Source organism: Bacillus salitolerans (assembly GCF_042680805.1).
GTDB classification, from domain to species: Bacteria; Bacillota; Bacilli; order Bacillales; family SA4; genus Bacillus_CJ; species Bacillus_CJ salitolerans.
Window position 1 is genome coordinate 90,576 of record NZ_JBHUEM010000003.1, and the last position, 16,164, is coordinate 106,739.

Genomic DNA, 16,164 nt, shown 5'->3' on the forward strand with positions numbered 1-16,164 from the left:
ATCTACTTTGGTATTTCCAATTCTAACTAGTAAGAAATAAAGGGTTAGGAGTTAAAACAATGAAACATACGATACAAGTTCTGTTGTTTTTGACAATTGTTTTTTCCTCTCTATTTTTTCTGCAGACGTTTGTTGGGCAGCAAGTACTAGGGATATTGAGTATTGTATTTACAACTTTAGCAATTTTGATTGGTCTAGTAATCTTTCTTGAAAATAGACATCCGACGAAAACGATAACTTGGTTAATTGTATTAGGGGCGTTTCCAGTAATTGGATTTATTTTTTATATTATTTTTGGACGGAATTTCAGGAAGAAGAGGATGTTTAAGAAGAAAGCGATGGTTGATGAACAAACCTTCTCAGTAATAGAAGATATACAAAATACATATACGATCCCAAGGTTTTTAAGAGAGCATCAAATAAGATTGTATAATCTTGCTCATCGACTTGGTAAAAGTCCTGTTACCACTCATACTTTTTCAGAAATCTTAACAAATGGAGAGCATACCTATTCGAAAATAATCGAGGAGTTATCCAAAGCGAAACACCACATTCATCTAGAATATTATATTGTCCGTGATGACCAAATTGGAAATGTCATCAAGAACTTATTAATACAGAAAGCAAATGAAGGGGTTGAGGTTCGGTTTCTATACGATTCTGTAGGAAGCTGGAAACTTTCTAAAGCGTACAAAGAGGACTTGCGAGATGCGGGCATTGAAATGGTCCCCTTCTTCCCGGTAAAGTTGCCATTTTTAAATCATAAAGTTAACTTCAGAAATCACCGGAAAATTATTGTCATCGATGGCACAAAGGGGTTTATTGGCGGTTTAAATATTGGTGATGAATACTTAGGTCGTAACCCCAGTTTTGGTTTTTGGCGTGATACGCACTTGTTCATAGAAGGGGAAGCTGTTAGAAGCCTTCAATTAATATTCCTCCAAGATTGGTATTATATAACAAATAAATCCTTATTAACAAAAGAATATCTAACACCAGACCATAAGTTTGAGGATAAATTTGGCGGAGTACAGCTTGTTGCAGGTGGACCAGATAACGAATGGGAAATTATTAAAAGCTTGTTTTTTGAAATGATCTCATCTGCTAAACGATCTATATGTATAGCTACTCCATACTTCATCCCGGATGTTGATATTTTAACCGCAATCAAGATTGCTTCCTTAAGTGGGGTAGATGTAAAAATTTTAATTCCGAAGCGCCCAGATAAACGTATTGTTTTCTACGCATCAAGATCATATATACCTGAGTTATTAGAGGCAGGAGTAAAGGTATATGAGTATGAAAAGGGGTTTATGCACAGTAAATATTTAACGATTGATGGTGAATTGGCGTCTATTGGAACATCAAACATGGACATGAGAAGCTTCCATTTAAATTTTGAAGTGAATGCATTTCTTTATAAAACAAAAAGTACGGCTAACTTAGTTAAAGAATTTGAGAATGATATAGAAAATTCTAATGAAATTAAGCTTGAAATCTTTAATAAAAGACCTGTTAAGCAAAGAATCATTGAATCATTAGCTAGACTACTCTCACCTTTATTATGAACACAACGATTGTATAAGGTATGATTTGAAAGATGACAATTAGCTAGTTTTTCTTTTGTAAAAAGCGAAGCAACCCCGAAGATCCCATCGGTGTTTGCTTCGCTTTTTTAATCCCATATATTAATGCGATTGACTCCAGCTGTGCGTAAGTAATCAAGTAATTGCCCGGTGTGAATACTTTCATGATAAGCAATTCTAAGTAGCATATCACCAAGCTTTCTAACATAACCAACATCTGATCGATCAATATGGATGTTGCTCAAATCCGACTCATTAAATGAATGTATCGTTTGAAGGAATTCCTCTCGATAAGGTTGACTAAATTCTAGAAGTTCTTCTACATATTGAAAGACCCTATTTTCATAAGGGGAATGATAGTCTTTAAGACTTCCTCTGTTTAGGATGGCTAAGTGGTAATAATGCTCAGCTTCTAATGTGTGTCTAATCATCTCAATAATAGATAGTGCTTCTTGATCAGGCTTCCAATGTAAATATTCGTTTGGAACACTTCTCCAAAGTTTACAGCTTCGTCTCCTTACTTCTTCTAAATTTAAAGTAATCAGTTCAATCGAATTCATGTTTTCATCACCCCGAAGGAAAATTTGTCCATTTTATTATAGAACAAATGTTCTTGTTTCACAAGCAGGAATTTCTCGTATTGTAACGAATGTATTTGGTGAAGTTTATGTAAGGAGTTGATAAGAGTGTTAGTTGCACTAATGGACAATGGAGAGATGATAAGTCTAGGGAGAGAATATTCAAAGAAAGAGCTGGAGGGCTTGCGAATGGCACATGCATTTTTTTGTCCTTCATGCAGGGAGAAGGTTCATCTTAAACTAGGAGAGGTCAGAATCCCACATTTTGCGCATCAATTAAATGCTAATTGTGATGCTTTTTCTGACCAAGAGTCAATGTATCATCTAAATGGAAAGCTTCAGCTTTTCCAATGGTTAAAAAAGCAACAGTATCAACCAATTCTTGAACCTTATTTTCAAGAACTGAAACAAAGACCTGATATCTGTTTTGAGGAACAAAGTACAAAAAACGTTATTGAATACCAATGCTCATCCATTTCTGCTTCATTATTTAAAACTCGTTCACATGGCTATATTAAGCATGGTATTTGTCCCCTTTGGATATTAGGAGGGAAGAGAATAAAAAGACTATCAAAGGATATCTATAAGTTATCATTAATGGATTGGCTAGCAGCTAGTTTCATCCATAATAGTCCAGCCATCATGTATTATTGTAGCGATACAAAGCAATTTGTCATTCTTCAAAATATCATTCCGCTTTCCACAAACCGTATTTTTGCTTCCACTAAAACCTTTCCACTATCACAAACTTCTATTAAAAATTTAGTATCTCCCCAGCCTAATAATCTCGAAGCCTTTTTACCATGTTGGATTCAAATGAAGCAAAAATGGAGAGTAACGTGCACACAATATCCATCTACAAGCATGAAAAAACTGTTATCCCTCTATTATTCAAAAAACGTTTATCCATCATTACTTCCTCCTGAAATTGGTATTCCACTTCCATCCATGTATTGGATTCATACTTCACCTATGGTTTGGCAATCGTGGATTCTCCTAGATTTTATCCTTTCTTTTCCTTTACACCAAACATTTTCGCTTCAAAATGTTTACAATTATTTTAATAAGAAAATAAAAATGAGTCTTTTTTCTGTGAGGGAACTTCCTCTTGTTCATCAGACTGATTATACATTTGCTATAAAAGAGTATATACATCAACTTTGCTCAATTGGTACCCTTCAAAGGGTAGGCCAACATCACTATCACAGGGTGCAATGTATGGTCTATCCATCTAGTTTAGAGGAAGCCTTTCATAGAGATCGATTACTTCTACATTTTCTTACTAGGAAGGTCAATGCCTGAGGCACTGAGCTAGTAATTATAGCTGCTCCGTTAATAAGATAGGTCCTTTTTTTGTAATAGCAATTGTATGTTCATATTGTGCTGAAAGAGAGCCATCCATTGTACGTACAGTCCAGCCGTTCGAATCCATTTTTGACTCCCATGAACCAATATTAACCATAGGTTCTATGGTAATAACCATTCCTTCCTTTATTCTTGGTCCACGGTTCGGTAATCCGAAATGAGGAATTTGAGGAGCTTCGTGAATTTTTGCTCCAATACCATGTCCGACAAAATCACGGACAATAGAAAATCCATGACCTTCAACATATTCCTGAATGGCATGGCCGATATCGCCTATTCTATTTCCGGCAACAGCCTTTTCAATTCCTTTATAAAGTGCCTCTCTTGATATGTCCATAAGCTTTTTGGCTTCTTTTGTAATGTTCCCAACAGGGTACGTCCAAGCAGAATCAGCCAGCCCACCATCAAGGTCTACAACCATATCAATTGTAACGATATCTCCATCCTTTAACGGTTCATTTCTTGGAAAACCATGGCAGATTTCATCATTAATTGAGGCACAAGTAACATATTCGTAGCCATAATAACCTTTTTGAGCAGAAGTAGCACCATGTTTATGGAGATAATGCTCCACAAATTGATCAATCTCAATGGTTGTAATACCAGGCTTTATTATCTTTGCTAACTCTTTATGGCAAGAGGCAACTACCCTTCCAGCAGCATGCATTAACTTAATTTGCTCGTCTGTTTTTAATGTAATCATGCATACCCCTCCTATTTATGTTTTTGTTCTATATCATATATCTAAGAAGCTGTAAAAGTGATAAGTAATTATTGCATAAAGTCATAAAAAAAAATTGAGTGCAAACAATATAAGATGTTAAAAAAAAGAGGGAATAAACGAAAAATAATAGAATAACTATTATGAGACCGTTTATTTCGCGTTTCTAATGAATTTATTTTTTTGAGTGGGGTGTATGATATGACTGAACAAGCAGTAGTGAAATCTCTTCCTTCACGTAGTGAAGTAGCAGTTGAAGACACATGGAGACTTGAGGATATTTTTGCAACCGATAAAGACTGGGAGAATGAATTTAAAGAAGTTAAGGCATTGATCCCTAAAGCTGAAGAATTCCAAGGAAAACTTGGTGAGTCCTCGGATATTTTTTTACAACTACTTACATATCAAGATGAACTTTTAATGAGAATTAGTAAATTGTATACGTATGCTCACATGAGATATGATCAAGATACAACGAATTCGTTTTATCAAGGTTTAAATGATCGAGCATCTAATTTGTATACTCAAATTTCAAGTGCATTAGCATTTGTCGTACCCGAAATACTTGCGCTAGATGAAAGCATTTTAAAGTCCTTTCTTGAGGAAAAAGAAGAGCTTAAGGTGTATGAGCATGCATTAGACGAGATTAATCGCACAAGACCACATGTATTAAGTGCAAAGGAAGAAGCCCTTTTAGCACAAGCTTCTGAGGTTACAAGCTCATCTAGTAATACATTCGGTATGTTAAATAACGCAGATTTAAAATTCCCTACAATCAAAGATGAGAATGGGGAAGAAGTAGAGATTACTCACGGTCGCTATATCCGCTTTTTAGAAAGCAGTGACGGACGCGTTCGTAAGGAAGCCTTTAAAGCGGTTTATGAGACATATGGAAATTATAAAAATACATTTGCAAGTACTTTATCCGGTGCGGTGAAAAAGGATAATTTTTATGCGCGTGTTCGTAACTATAAAACAGCTCGTGAGGCTGCATTAAGTACAAATAATATTCCAGAACAAGTGTATGACAACCTAGTAAACACGGTAAACGATCACCTACATTTATTACACCGATATGTGTCACTACGTAAGAAGGTGTTAGGGCTGTCAGAGCTACATATGTATGACTTGTATACTCCATTAGTAAAGGATATTAAGATGGAGGTTTCATACGAAGAGGCGAAGGATTATGTACTAAAAGGACTAAAACCACTTGGGGAAGAGTATCAATCCATTTTAAAAGAAGCATATGAAAATCGTTGGGTTGACGTTCATGAGAATAAAGGAAAACGAAGTGGTGCCTACTCATCAGGTGTTTATGGAACAAATCCATACATCCTTATGAACTGGCAAGATAATGTAAATAACTTGTTTACATTAGCTCATGAATTTGGTCACTCTGTTCATAGCTATTACACTAGAAAATCGCAACCATTTGTATATGGAAACTACTCCATTTTCGTAGCAGAGGTTGCATCTACTTGTAATGAAAACTTGTTGAATGATTATTTATTGAATACGATTGACGACGAGAAGAAACGTCTTTACCTTTTAAACCATTACTTAGAAGGTTTCAGAGGAACCGTATTCCGTCAAACCATGTTTGCTGAGTTTGAACATAATGTTCATATGAAAGCGCAGGAAGGTGAAGCATTAACACCTGATATGCTTACGGAAATGTACTATGATTTAAACAAGAAATATTTCGGTTCAGATATTGTGGTGGACGAAGAAATTGGGCTAGAGTGGTCACGTATTCCACATTTCTATTACAATTACTATGTGTATCAATATGCAACTGGATTTAGTGCCGCTGCTGCCTTATCGAAGCAAATTTTAGAAGAGGGTGAGCCAGCTGTTGAACGCTACATAGAGTTTTTAAAAGCTGGAAGCTCAGACTACCCAATTGAAGTATTAAAAAAAGCAGGAGTAGATATGACATCTCCTGAACCAATGAAGCAAGCATTAAAGGTATTTGAAGAAAAACTTACTGAAATGGAACAGCTGCTTGAAGGAATAAAATAAAAAACTCGACCCAAATAAAACCCTGTAAAGTAGTCTCAAACATTGAGCTTCTCTACAGGGCTTATTATTTGGGTTGCTTATCTATTTTGAAGGTGGCTTGAAAAAAACAATTATTAACCCATGTAACCTTTTTGGCACAATGGGTCATTTGATCAAAATCCTTTAAACCCTTTAAAGCGTTTTTTATTGATAATCATCGATAATGTTATAAGAATGATAATAAAGAAAAGTGGAGTAGAAACATATATAGGAATTAGATTCATCATCCCAAGAATCTGAAGATAAAATGCCACCACATATAAAATGATACAGACAATGAGTTTCCAATTCACAGTTATAACCTCCAAGTATAGTATAGGATGCTATATTGTATTCATGTGGTGGACAAAATAGAAGAATATAATAGTTGTGACATATTTGTGAAAAAATACACAAAGTAGTTGTCAAGTAACAGCAATTCTGTTAGCCTAATGCTGTAAGATAAATTTGTATACTCACATCCCCTTATAATAAAAAAGATTTGGCTATCATGCCAAATCTTTTTTCCGTTGTTTAGGAAATTATAAATGCTCACTATTAGTGGATAACTGAGTGATGTGCGTAGTAATCCGGCTCTAGCGCCCAGCCACTCAAGGGTTATTTGCTATGCCTGAGGCTAAACGGGGCGCTTGCGCCTTTTGTTCTTAGTCAATATATTTCCAAAACGTTCCGTACTTTACAGGCACAAGCTCAACTTTCCGTTTAAACAGTAGCTTTTTCATTTCTTTTTCCACTTCATTAATTGGCATATTGTAAACGACCGATATCTCTTTAGAGGCAACAAATTTAAAATAGCTCAAGAATTTCTCTAGACTTGGGGGAGACGACGGATCAGGAGTGTCCTGCAACAAATCTTGTATGATGTTCACATACACATCATATGGGTAGCATCCAGTCACCTTCATTCCTGCTTCATCTATGTTTTCATTAAAGAATACAAGAGTCGGAATTTCCTCAACCTCCATGTCAGATGTCAGCTTCAAATCGCATTGAAAGGCTCTTTGGGCATTTTCAGAATGCATATCTGTCTGAAATTCTTCGACATCCAAACCAACTTTCGTAGCAAAATCAATTAAATTGGATTCATCAGAAATATCTTTTTTATGCAAGAAAAGCTGTTCCTGCAGTTCTCTTAAATATTTTAGTCCAACACGTCGTCCCTGAAACTCTGCCGCTTTAATCGCAATTGAAGCAGTAGAAGGGGAGGAAATCGGGTTTTCAAACCATATATCTCCATCACATGACATTCCAGACCGGCTCCCCGTTCGTTCCCATACACTCGCAAGGTTCTCTGGCTTTTGTCTTGATCGTAAATTCAAGGAAGCTAGTTTTCCACTTAATATATGACGAATAGAAAAAAATCTTCCATACTCGATTTGTAGCTTTTTTAGATTTGGCTCAAGTGCCCAGCAATCTGGACAAAGTGGGTCAATAAATACATAGATTTCAAGAGGCTTTTTCACACATTCGGACGACCAGGATGATGCTGGCTCATGATGATGCATCACTCATTCTCCTCCTTCGGCATCAGGAGTGTTAATCATATGCTGTGCGGTTAATACGAGTCGTCCATAAAAGTCGTCTCGTAAAGGTCCTTCTAGTCCAACCTCATCCATCGCTTCACTCATACAGTGAATCCAAGCCTTTGCTCGTTTCGGTGTCACTTCAAACGGCATGTGTCTTGCCCTAAGCATAGGATGGCCATGCTCATCTGTATAAAGAGATGGACCACCTAAATATTGTGTTAAAAATTGCTTTTGTTTCCTAGCAGTTTCTGTTAAATCTTCAGGGAAAATGGGAGCCAGATCAGGATGAGCTCCAACTCTTCTATAAAAGGCATCTACTAGTTTTGAGATAACCTCTACGCCTCCAATTGCATCAAATGGCGCTTGAAATTGCTCTCTCATATAAATAACTCCTTTAGCTTTAAAAAAATATCAATTTTTCTCTTTTGAGGCTGTTTTATTGTTAGAAAAAGTTTCAACAAGTTGACGCCAAGATTTCCACTCTATAACTGAATAGGTACTCCTATCCAAGCCCCAAAAAGACATGCAAGTAAAAAATCTATAATGGAACACCAGTCAACTGACTGTACTATTTAACCTTTATGAAAAAAAAGACTGATTTCAAGTAATAGTATTGTTAGTAATTGTAACAACACATTCTCTATTCATCAAATAAAGTGCTTTATGAAAACATTACCTATATTATCTCTTGATGTACGTTAAATCTAGTTAGTAATAGATGGAAAAAAAAACACCTACTTTGTTAGTAGGTGGAAGGTTTTATACGAGCGATTTATTGTAGGTATTAGTAACTTTTGTAACGTAATTTTGTGTCTCCTTAAATGGAGGAATTCCCTTATATTTATCTACATTTCCTGGACCAGCATTATATGCAGCTAAAGCGAGACGAACATCACCATCATAACGGTCAAGCATTTGCCTTAAATACTTAGCTCCACCCTCGATGTTTTGTGCCGGATCAAAAATATTTTTAACTCCAAGACCACGTGCAGTAGATGGCATAAGTTGCATTAACCCACTTGCACCCGCATGGCTTACTGCATTCGGATTAAAGTTGGATTCATGCTTTATAACGGACCTTATCAGCGATGGATCGAGTTGATATTTTTGGGCAGCTTGATTAATCATATTATCAATCGTACCTGATTGAATCGGGGGTAGCGATGTCGTAACTGACTGCAATGCTTGGTATTGGACAGGTTGTTTTACCTTATCACTAGTTTCTAATAACCCTGCATTCTGTGATATTAACTCAGCAAACATTTCCTGAAAAAGATTTGAATCAGACGTTTCATTTGTATTGTTAGTAGAAAAACCTCTTAGGGCTTGAAGTTCTAATAACATTTTCATTTGGTCAATTTTCATGAGTTTACCACCTTGATTAGTCTATAGTTTGTTGTCTATTTTTCTCATTAAAGAAACGCTTAATTTTGTTATCTGTTTTACGGACTGGAATATGATGAACGCTCAGTAGCTCTTTAAAGTCATGCTGACCTTTCGAATAGTCAGATGCCTCAAATTCTAATTCATAATCCTCTTTCCCTAAATAGAAGCTATGATCAAACACTAGTGTTCCTTGCTTGAACATCGTTTCGGCTCTATTTGTACGGAGTGATCCCAAATATATTACTTCTTTCGGATCTATTCCTAACACTTCAATTCGTTTATATATATCACCTTGTATAAATGGACCATTTTGAAGCATCATTTCTGCTTCTGTTTTGGATATATCTTGATGTGTTTCTAATAGTCCTTCTCGTAGTGGTTCTTTAAGGGTTAATGTATATGTACCCTTTTTATATCGGATACGCAAGGCACTTCCTTTATTCTTAAGAGAAAACTTCGTTGTATCGAAATAATAGTTTACTTGCGATACGAACATCTCTTCACTTATGGAAAAGGCAATCAGTAATTGCTCAAATTCACCCTTTGTCACAACATTTTTGAACTCAATTTCGATTTCTTGGTTCATCGTTATAAATTCCTCCGCACCAATTGTTCAGTTCTGATAAAATACGTGGTTTTATACTTCTAAACCATTATACTATATTCTACTAGTTAATGTTGCTAGGTTTTGTATGGTAAAATGAATATTGGATTCTGATTTGGAGGGGTAATAAAATGAGCAATAAAATAAAGATCAATCATATAGAATGGAAGAGCGATCAATTATTAATGTATTCTGATGATAAGAGTGGCACCCAGAAGTCACTAACTGCTACGGGAAGAGTACTTGCTGATTCGGACGACCTAGCGTTTATCTACATCTTGGAAACAGAGCAAGAATATGTGTACATTTCAATCCCGTCTGATTATTGGATTGACTTAAAAAAAGTAATGGAAGGAAATCATGAGGTTATTTTACATATACATAATGAGACTATTATTCTTGAGGGTATTCTAGAAGAGCTTCAATACTTAATTAGTAACATCGAAGGAAATTCAAATTATGGAACCGAAATGGTAGATAAGGTGGAACAAATCTTTTTAGCTCCTAAGAATGTTTAATGTAAAAGGTACGTTTATGAAAGCATCGCTAATAAAGAAATAGAGAATCATTAGTGATGATATTAGAATTTTTACATATAACTGGTGGTGTCATTGTGATTGAAAATTGGGATGTGTTTTTAGGACCTTATGAACAGGCCATTGATGAATTGAAGATCAAGTTCAAAGGAATTCGTACACAGTTTGAACAGCAAGCTTTACATTCACCAATTGAATTTGTGACCGGTCGAGTAAAGCCTATACCTAGTATTCTAGATAAGGCGATAAGAAAGAATATAGACATGAAAAAGGTTGAAACGGAGATGCAGGATATTGCAGGTATCCGAATGATGTGCCAATTCGTAGAGGATATAGAAACTGTAGTCAAGCTTTTGAGAAAAAGGAAAGACTTCGATATTATAGAAGAAAGAGATTACATTAATCATAAAAAAGATAGTGGATATCGTTCATATCATTTGGTGATACGCTATCCCGTTGAAATTGTGGATGGCTCAAAGGATATCCTAGTCGAGATTCAAATTAGAACACTATCCATGAACTTTTGGGCGACAATTGAACACTCATTAAATTATAAATATAGTGGACAAATTCCAGCAAATATTCAAAAAAGACTACAAAGTGCAGCAGAGGCAGCGTTTCGATTAGATGAAGAAATGTCACTGATTCGCGATGAAATTCAAGAAGCACAGGCTATTTTTTCAAGAAAGAACGAAATATAAAGTCACCGATAAGGGGGGAATAAGATGAAGTTCGCGATTACATCAAAAGGGGATAATGTTTCAAACACCCTCATGTTAAAAATGAGGAATTATCTTCAAGACTTTGATTTAATTTATGACGAGGACCAACCTGATATTGTCATCTCAGTGGGTGGCGATGGAACATTACTGTATGCTTTTCACCGCTATTGCAAACGCTTAGACAAAACTGCTTTTGTAGGTGTACATACAGGACATCTCGGTTTCTACGCGGATTGGGTACCAGAAGAGGTGGAAAAACTAGTCATCGCAATAGCCAAAACGCCTTACCAAGTGATTGAGTATCCTTTATTAGAGGTTATCATTCGGTATATTAACGGTAATAAAGAATCTCGTTATTTAGCCCTTAACGAATGTACGGTAAAAGCAGTTGAAGGCTCACTTGTAATGGACGTCGAAATAAAAGGTCAGTCATTTGAAACCTTTCGAGGAGATGGTCTTTGTATTTCAACGCCATCAGGAAGTACAGCTTACAATAAAGCCCTAGGCGGAGCCATCTTACACCCATCCCTTGAAGTCATTCAGGTAGCTGAAATGGCCTCTATTAACAATCGTGTCTTTAGAACGATTGGCTCACCGCTTGTATTACCAAATCATCATACTTGTATGTTAAAACCAGTCAATGATGTAGATTTTCAGATTACTGTTGATCATCTTACACTCTTACACAAGGATGTAAAATCAATCCAATACCGAGTAGCAAAAGAAAAAATTCGTTTTGCACGATTCAGACCATTCCCATTCTGGAAACGTGTTCGTGATTCGTTCGTAGCGGACTCATAAAAGGAAGGTTTTTCGTGAAATTATATACACTTGCCTGGTCGATTCCAAATGATAAGAATGGCATTTTAGTAAGAGAGTTTTTGAAGGAAAAACAAATTTCCAAGGCCGCCTTGACTGATATTAAGTTTAGAGGTGGATTCATTATGGTTAATAATGAACCCGTGACTGTCCGGCACATACTAAAGGAACAAGATATCCTAGAGATTGGATTTCCAAAGGAGATTCCAAGTGAGGATATGAAAGCAGAGAATATTCCTCTCTCCATTGTTTACGAGGATGAAGTCCTGCTCGTTATCAATAAGCCAGCGGGTATGTCAACCATCCCATCACGAGAGCACCCAACTGGCTCGCTAGCGAATGCTCTTCTCTATTATTACAAACTAAACGATATAGCAAGCACGATTCATATTGTAAATCGATTAGATCGAGACACTTCTGGGTTATTACTTGTAGCGAAGCATCGCTATATCCATCATTTAATGTCTTCTCAGCAGAAAAATGGAGACATTAGAAGAAGGTATGAGGCATTGGTGCATGGCACAATGAAGCTAGATCAAGGAGTGGTTGATGCACCTATCGGGCGTGCTTCTCACAGTATCATTGAACGTGAAGTAAGGAGTGATGGTCAACGAGCAGTCACACATTTTAACGTTCTTCAGAGGAGTATCGGCTTTTCCCATGTGTCATTAAACTTGGAAACTGGTCGGACCCATCAGATTAGAGTTCATATGGCCTACTTAGGTCATCCTCTCCTCGGGGATACTCTGTATGGCGGTGAACGAACCATTTTAGAACGCCAAGCGTTACATAGCTGCGAGCTTTCCTTTTTCCATCCAACTCGTCACGTATGGATGAAGCATCGTGTCGATTTACCAGCAGATATGAAGAAGTTAGTAGAAGACAAGTGATAGAGCTTGTCTTTTTTGTTTTCAAAAAATAAATATTAATTTCGTAAAAGAACAGTATTTGTACGAAAAAAGCGAGGAGGTGAGTAAATCAAGAAACGAGGTAAGTAAATTAGGAAACGGGTTAAGTAAATGAGCATCACAGGTAAGAAAACAGGCGAGGAGGAAAGTAAATCGAGAAACGAGGTAAGTAAATGAGCAAACGAGTTAAGTAAACGCGCAGCACAGGTAAGAAAACAGACAAGGAGGTAAGTAAATCGAGAAACGAGGTAAGTAAATGAGCAAACGGGTTAAGTAAATGATCAGCACAGGTAAGAAACCAGGCGAGGAGGAAAGTAAATCGAGAAACGAGGTAAGTAAATTAGGAAACGGGTTAAGTAAATGAGCAGCACAGGTAAGAAACCAGGGGAGGAGGTAAGTAAATCGAGAAACGAGGTAAGTAAATGAGCAAACGGGTTAAGTAAACGGCAGCACAGGTAAGAAACCAAGCGAGGAGGTAAGTAAATTGAGAAACGAGGTAAGTAAATGAGCAAACGGGTTAAGTAAACGCGCAGCACAGGTAAGAAAACAGGCGACGAGGTAAGTAAATCGAGAAACGAGGTAAATAAATGAGAAAACGGGTTAAGTAAACGCGCAGCACAGGTAAGAAACCAAGCGAGGAGGTAAGTAAATCAAGAAACGAAGTAAGTAAACAAGCAAACGGGTTAAGTAAATGAGCAGTACAGGTAAGAAACCAAGCGAGGAGGTAAGTAAATCGAGAAACGAAGTAAGTAAACAAGCAAACGAATTAAGTAAATGATCAGCACAGATAAGAAACCAGGCGAGGAGGTAAGTAAATCAAGAAACGAAGTAAATAAACAAGCAAACGGGTTAAGTAAATGATCAGCACAGGTAAGAAACCAGGCGAGAAGGTAAGTAAATCGAGAAACGAGGTAAGTAAATGAGGAAACGGGTTAAGTAAACGAGCAGCACAGGTAAGAAACCAGGCGAGGAGGAAAGTAAATTGAGAAACGAGGTAAGTAAATGAGCAAACGAGTTAAGTAAATGATCAGCACAGGTAGAAAACAGACAAGGAGGAAAGTAAATCGAGAAACGAGGTAAGTAAACAAGCAAACGGGTTAAGTAAATGAGCAGCACAGGTAAGAAAACAGGCGAGGAGGAAAGTAAATCGAGAAACGAGGTAAGTAAATGAGCAAACGGGTTAAGTAAACGCGCAGCACAGGTAAGAAAACAGGCGAGGAGGAAAGTAATCAGAGAAACGAGGTAAGTAAACAAGCAAACGGGTTAAGTAAATGAGCAGCACAGGTAAGAAAACAGGCGACGAGGAAAGTAAATCGAGAAACGAGGTAAGTAAATGGGCAAACGAGTTAAGTAAACGCGCAGCACAGGTAAGAAACCAAGCGAGGAGGTAAGTAAATCGAGAAACGAGGTAAGTAAATGAGCAAACGGGTTAAGTAAACGCGCAGCACAGGTAAGAAACCAAGCGAGGAGGTAAGTAAATCAAGAAACGAAGTAAGTAAACAAGCAAACGGGTTAAGTAAACGCGCAGCACAGGTAAGAAACCAAGCGAGGAGGTAAGTAAATCGAGAAACGAGGTAAGTAAATGAGCAAACGGGTTAAGTAAACGCGCAGCACAGGTAAGAAACCAAGCGAGGAGGTAAGTAAATCGAGAAACGAGGTAAGTAAATCAGCAAACGGGTTAAGTAAATGAGCAGCACAGGTAAGAAACCAAGCGAGGAGGTAAGTAAATCGAGAAACCAGGTAAGTAAATGAGCAAACGAGTTAAGTAAACGCGCAGCACAGGTAAGAAACCAAGAGAGGAGGTAAGTAAATCGAGAAACGAAGTAAGTAAACAAGCAAACGAGTTAAGTAAATGATCAGCACAGGTAAGAAACCAAGCGAGGAGGAAAGTAAATCGAGAAACGAGGTAAGTAAATCAGGAAACGGGTTAAGTAAATGATCAGCACAGGTAAGAAACCAAGCGAGGAGGTAAGTAAATCGAGAAACGAAGTAAGTAAACAAGCAAGCGAGTTAAGTAAATGATCAGCACAGGTAAGAAACCAGGCGAGGAGGAAAGTAAATCGAGATACGAGGTAAGTAAACAAGCATCAGCAAGAAAGAAAGTTGCAAATACTAACAACTAATACACATCTAAATCAAGTAGTAATAAGAAAACATATCATATTCTAATTTTATTTAGAAGGAAAACAATTGTAAATGTCGAACTAATTCAAAAATAAAAAGTATAGGAGTGGTGACTTGATTTTTAAAAAACGTTCTATCCCTATTAGGATACTTCAGCTTGAAGCATTATTAAGAAGGCTGCCCATAACTCATCCACAGCGAAAACGGATTGAAGAAGAGTTACAAAGACGAATGATAGGCTACCGAGGTGAACAGTCCATTGATTATTATCTCCAGCCCTATTTACAAGAGAACTATTCCATTTTGCATGGTCTTAGGCTTATGGATGTTCATGGCCAGTATTTTCAAATTGATACATTACTCATCTCTCCAAGCTTTATCCTCTTAATTGAAGTGAAGAACCTCTCAGGAACTTTATTATTCGACCAACCGAATCATCAGCTAATTCGTATCCTACATGATAAGGAAGAACGATTCCTTGACCCGGTTTATCAAGTGAATAGACAAATGAGAAGCTTACAAGCATTACTGGACAATCAAAGTATTGGTTCTATACCATTACTATCAATTGTTGTGATCAGTAATCCGTCTACTATTCTGAAGTCAGCTAACCCTCAAAAGCTAATCCATGCTGAAATTTTACCAACGAAATTAAAAAGCTTTGAAGCAGTTCACAAACAGACGTACCTCTCCGGGAAAGAGATAAAAAGAATTTCTAGGTGGTTGAATAGAAAACATGAACCATTCATTACCAACATCCTACCTAGCTTTCAAATTGATCCTTCAGAAATTCTTCCAGGAGTCCACTGCCCAAAATGCCACAAGCTTGCAATGACGCGGATTAGAGGTCCTTGGAAATGCTCACATTGTTATTTTACTGACAAAGATGCTCATTTACTCACTTTACAGGATTATGTTCTTCTAAACGATAGATATATTACGAATCAGCAAGCTAGAGAATTTCTACTAATAACAGCATCAGTACCTGTATCAAAAATATTTTCCTCCATGATCCTCCCTTATACTGGAACCTTCAGAAACAGAAAATATATCCTTCCTTTTCCGGATTAAATAGAGACTAACGGTGCAATCTTCTAATCAAAACTCCCAAATTTCTCGTCCACATTTGGCATTTTATGATGGAACGGACACTGTCTCCATTTCCGGGTATTGTAAAGCTGTAACTTTCCCCAAATACCGCGCCCGTATCAATGACTGGAACCTT

The 16,164-nt window shown here is 36.9% G+C and carries 15 protein-coding genes; 8 read left to right on the top strand and 7 right to left on the bottom strand.

Annotated features, from left to right (window positions below; genetic code table 11):
• Positions 1 to 59: 59 nt before the first annotated feature.
• Positions 60 to 1,568: a cardiolipin synthase gene (gene cls / locus ACFSCX_RS02000; RefSeq protein ID WP_377926428.1), complete on the top strand. Its 1,509-nt coding sequence runs from the start codon at positions 60 to 62 to the stop codon at positions 1,566 to 1,568.
• Between the two features lie 107 nt (positions 1,569 to 1,675).
• Here the strand turns inward: cls and ACFSCX_RS02005 are convergent, their stop codons facing one another.
• The gene (locus tag ACFSCX_RS02005) at positions 1,676 to 2,146 is read right to left on the bottom strand and encodes a DinB family protein (RefSeq protein WP_377926429.1); all 471 of its coding nucleotides are present in this window, start codon (positions 2,144 to 2,146) and stop codon (positions 1,676 to 1,678) included.
• 126 nt (positions 2,147 to 2,272) lie between these two features.
• Here ACFSCX_RS02005 and ACFSCX_RS02010 point away from each other — a divergent pair, with 126 nt between their 5' ends.
• Positions 2,273 to 3,466 (top strand): competence protein CoiA, encoded by a 1,194-nt coding sequence (locus ACFSCX_RS02010; protein ID WP_377926430.1) that lies wholly within the window; start codon positions 2,273 to 2,275, stop codon positions 3,464 to 3,466.
• 16 nt (positions 3,467 to 3,482) lie between these two features.
• On the opposite strand, the gene map is transcribed toward ACFSCX_RS02010, so the two are convergent.
• Entirely contained in the window at positions 3,483 to 4,232 is a 750-nt protein-coding gene (gene map, locus ACFSCX_RS02015) for a type I methionyl aminopeptidase (RefSeq protein WP_377926431.1), read from the bottom strand.
• Between the two features lie 219 nt (positions 4,233 to 4,451).
• On the opposite strand from map, the gene pepF reads away from it, so the two are divergent.
• Positions 4,452 to 6,275: an oligoendopeptidase F gene (pepF, locus tag ACFSCX_RS02020; protein ID WP_377926432.1), complete on the top strand. Its 1,824-nt coding sequence runs from the start codon at positions 4,452 to 4,454 to the stop codon at positions 6,273 to 6,275.
• 152 nt (positions 6,276 to 6,427) lie between these two features.
• Here pepF and ACFSCX_RS02025 read toward each other — a convergent pair whose 3' ends face one another.
• From ACFSCX_RS02025 to ACFSCX_RS02045, 5 genes are all read right to left on the bottom strand, one after another.
• A complete protein-coding gene (locus ACFSCX_RS02025) occupies positions 6,428 to 6,607 on the bottom strand; it encodes a hypothetical protein (RefSeq protein WP_377926433.1) in 180 nt (59 codons plus the stop codon).
• A 351-nt stretch (positions 6,608 to 6,958) separates the two neighbouring features.
• On the bottom strand, positions 6,959 to 7,819 hold the full coding sequence (locus tag ACFSCX_RS02030) for a ClpXP adapter SpxH family protein (protein ID WP_377927052.1): 861 nt from the start codon (positions 7,817 to 7,819) through the stop codon (positions 6,959 to 6,961).
• A 3-nt stretch (positions 7,820 to 7,822) separates the two neighbouring features.
• Positions 7,823 to 8,221 carry a globin domain-containing protein gene (locus tag ACFSCX_RS02035; protein ID WP_377926434.1) on the bottom strand — a complete coding sequence of 133 codons (399 nt, stop codon included), beginning with the start codon at positions 8,219 to 8,221 and terminating at the stop codon, positions 7,823 to 7,825.
• Between the two features lie 378 nt (positions 8,222 to 8,599).
• Complete coding sequence (locus ACFSCX_RS02040; protein ID WP_377926435.1) at positions 8,600 to 9,205, bottom strand: lytic transglycosylase domain-containing protein; 606 nt, start codon at positions 9,203 to 9,205, stop codon at positions 8,600 to 8,602.
• Positions 9,206 to 9,221: 16 nt separating this feature from the next.
• A complete protein-coding gene (locus ACFSCX_RS02045; protein ID WP_377926436.1) occupies positions 9,222 to 9,812 on the bottom strand; it encodes a CYTH domain-containing protein in 591 nt (196 codons plus the stop codon).
• Between the two features lie 149 nt (positions 9,813 to 9,961).
• On the opposite strand from ACFSCX_RS02045, the gene ACFSCX_RS02050 reads away from it, so the two are divergent.
• The 5 genes from ACFSCX_RS02050 to ACFSCX_RS02070 all read left to right on the top strand — a co-directional run bounded on the left by ACFSCX_RS02050 (position 9,962) and on the right by ACFSCX_RS02070 (position 16,010).
• Complete coding sequence (locus ACFSCX_RS02050) at positions 9,962 to 10,348, top strand: UPF0738 family protein (protein ID WP_377926437.1); 387 nt, start codon at positions 9,962 to 9,964, stop codon at positions 10,346 to 10,348.
• A 56-nt stretch (positions 10,349 to 10,404) separates the two neighbouring features.
• Positions 10,405 to 11,067 carry a GTP diphosphokinase gene (yjbM, locus tag ACFSCX_RS02055; RefSeq protein WP_377927053.1) on the top strand — a complete coding sequence of 221 codons (663 nt, stop codon included), beginning with the start codon at positions 10,405 to 10,407 and terminating at the stop codon, positions 11,065 to 11,067.
• Positions 11,068 to 11,091: 24 nt separating this feature from the next.
• Positions 11,092 to 11,889 carry an NAD kinase gene (locus tag ACFSCX_RS02060; protein ID WP_377926438.1) on the top strand — a complete coding sequence of 266 codons (798 nt, stop codon included), beginning with the start codon at positions 11,092 to 11,094 and terminating at the stop codon, positions 11,887 to 11,889.
• A gap of 14 nt (positions 11,890 to 11,903) precedes the next feature.
• The gene (locus ACFSCX_RS02065) at positions 11,904 to 12,797 is read left to right on the top strand and encodes an RluA family pseudouridine synthase (protein ID WP_377926439.1); all 894 of its coding nucleotides are present in this window, start codon (positions 11,904 to 11,906) and stop codon (positions 12,795 to 12,797) included.
• Positions 12,798 to 15,053: 2,256 nt separating this feature from the next.
• Entirely contained in the window at positions 15,054 to 16,010 is a 957-nt protein-coding gene (locus ACFSCX_RS02070) for an NERD domain-containing protein (protein WP_377926440.1), read from the top strand.
• The last annotated feature ends 154 nt before the right edge of the window (positions 16,011 to 16,164 follow it).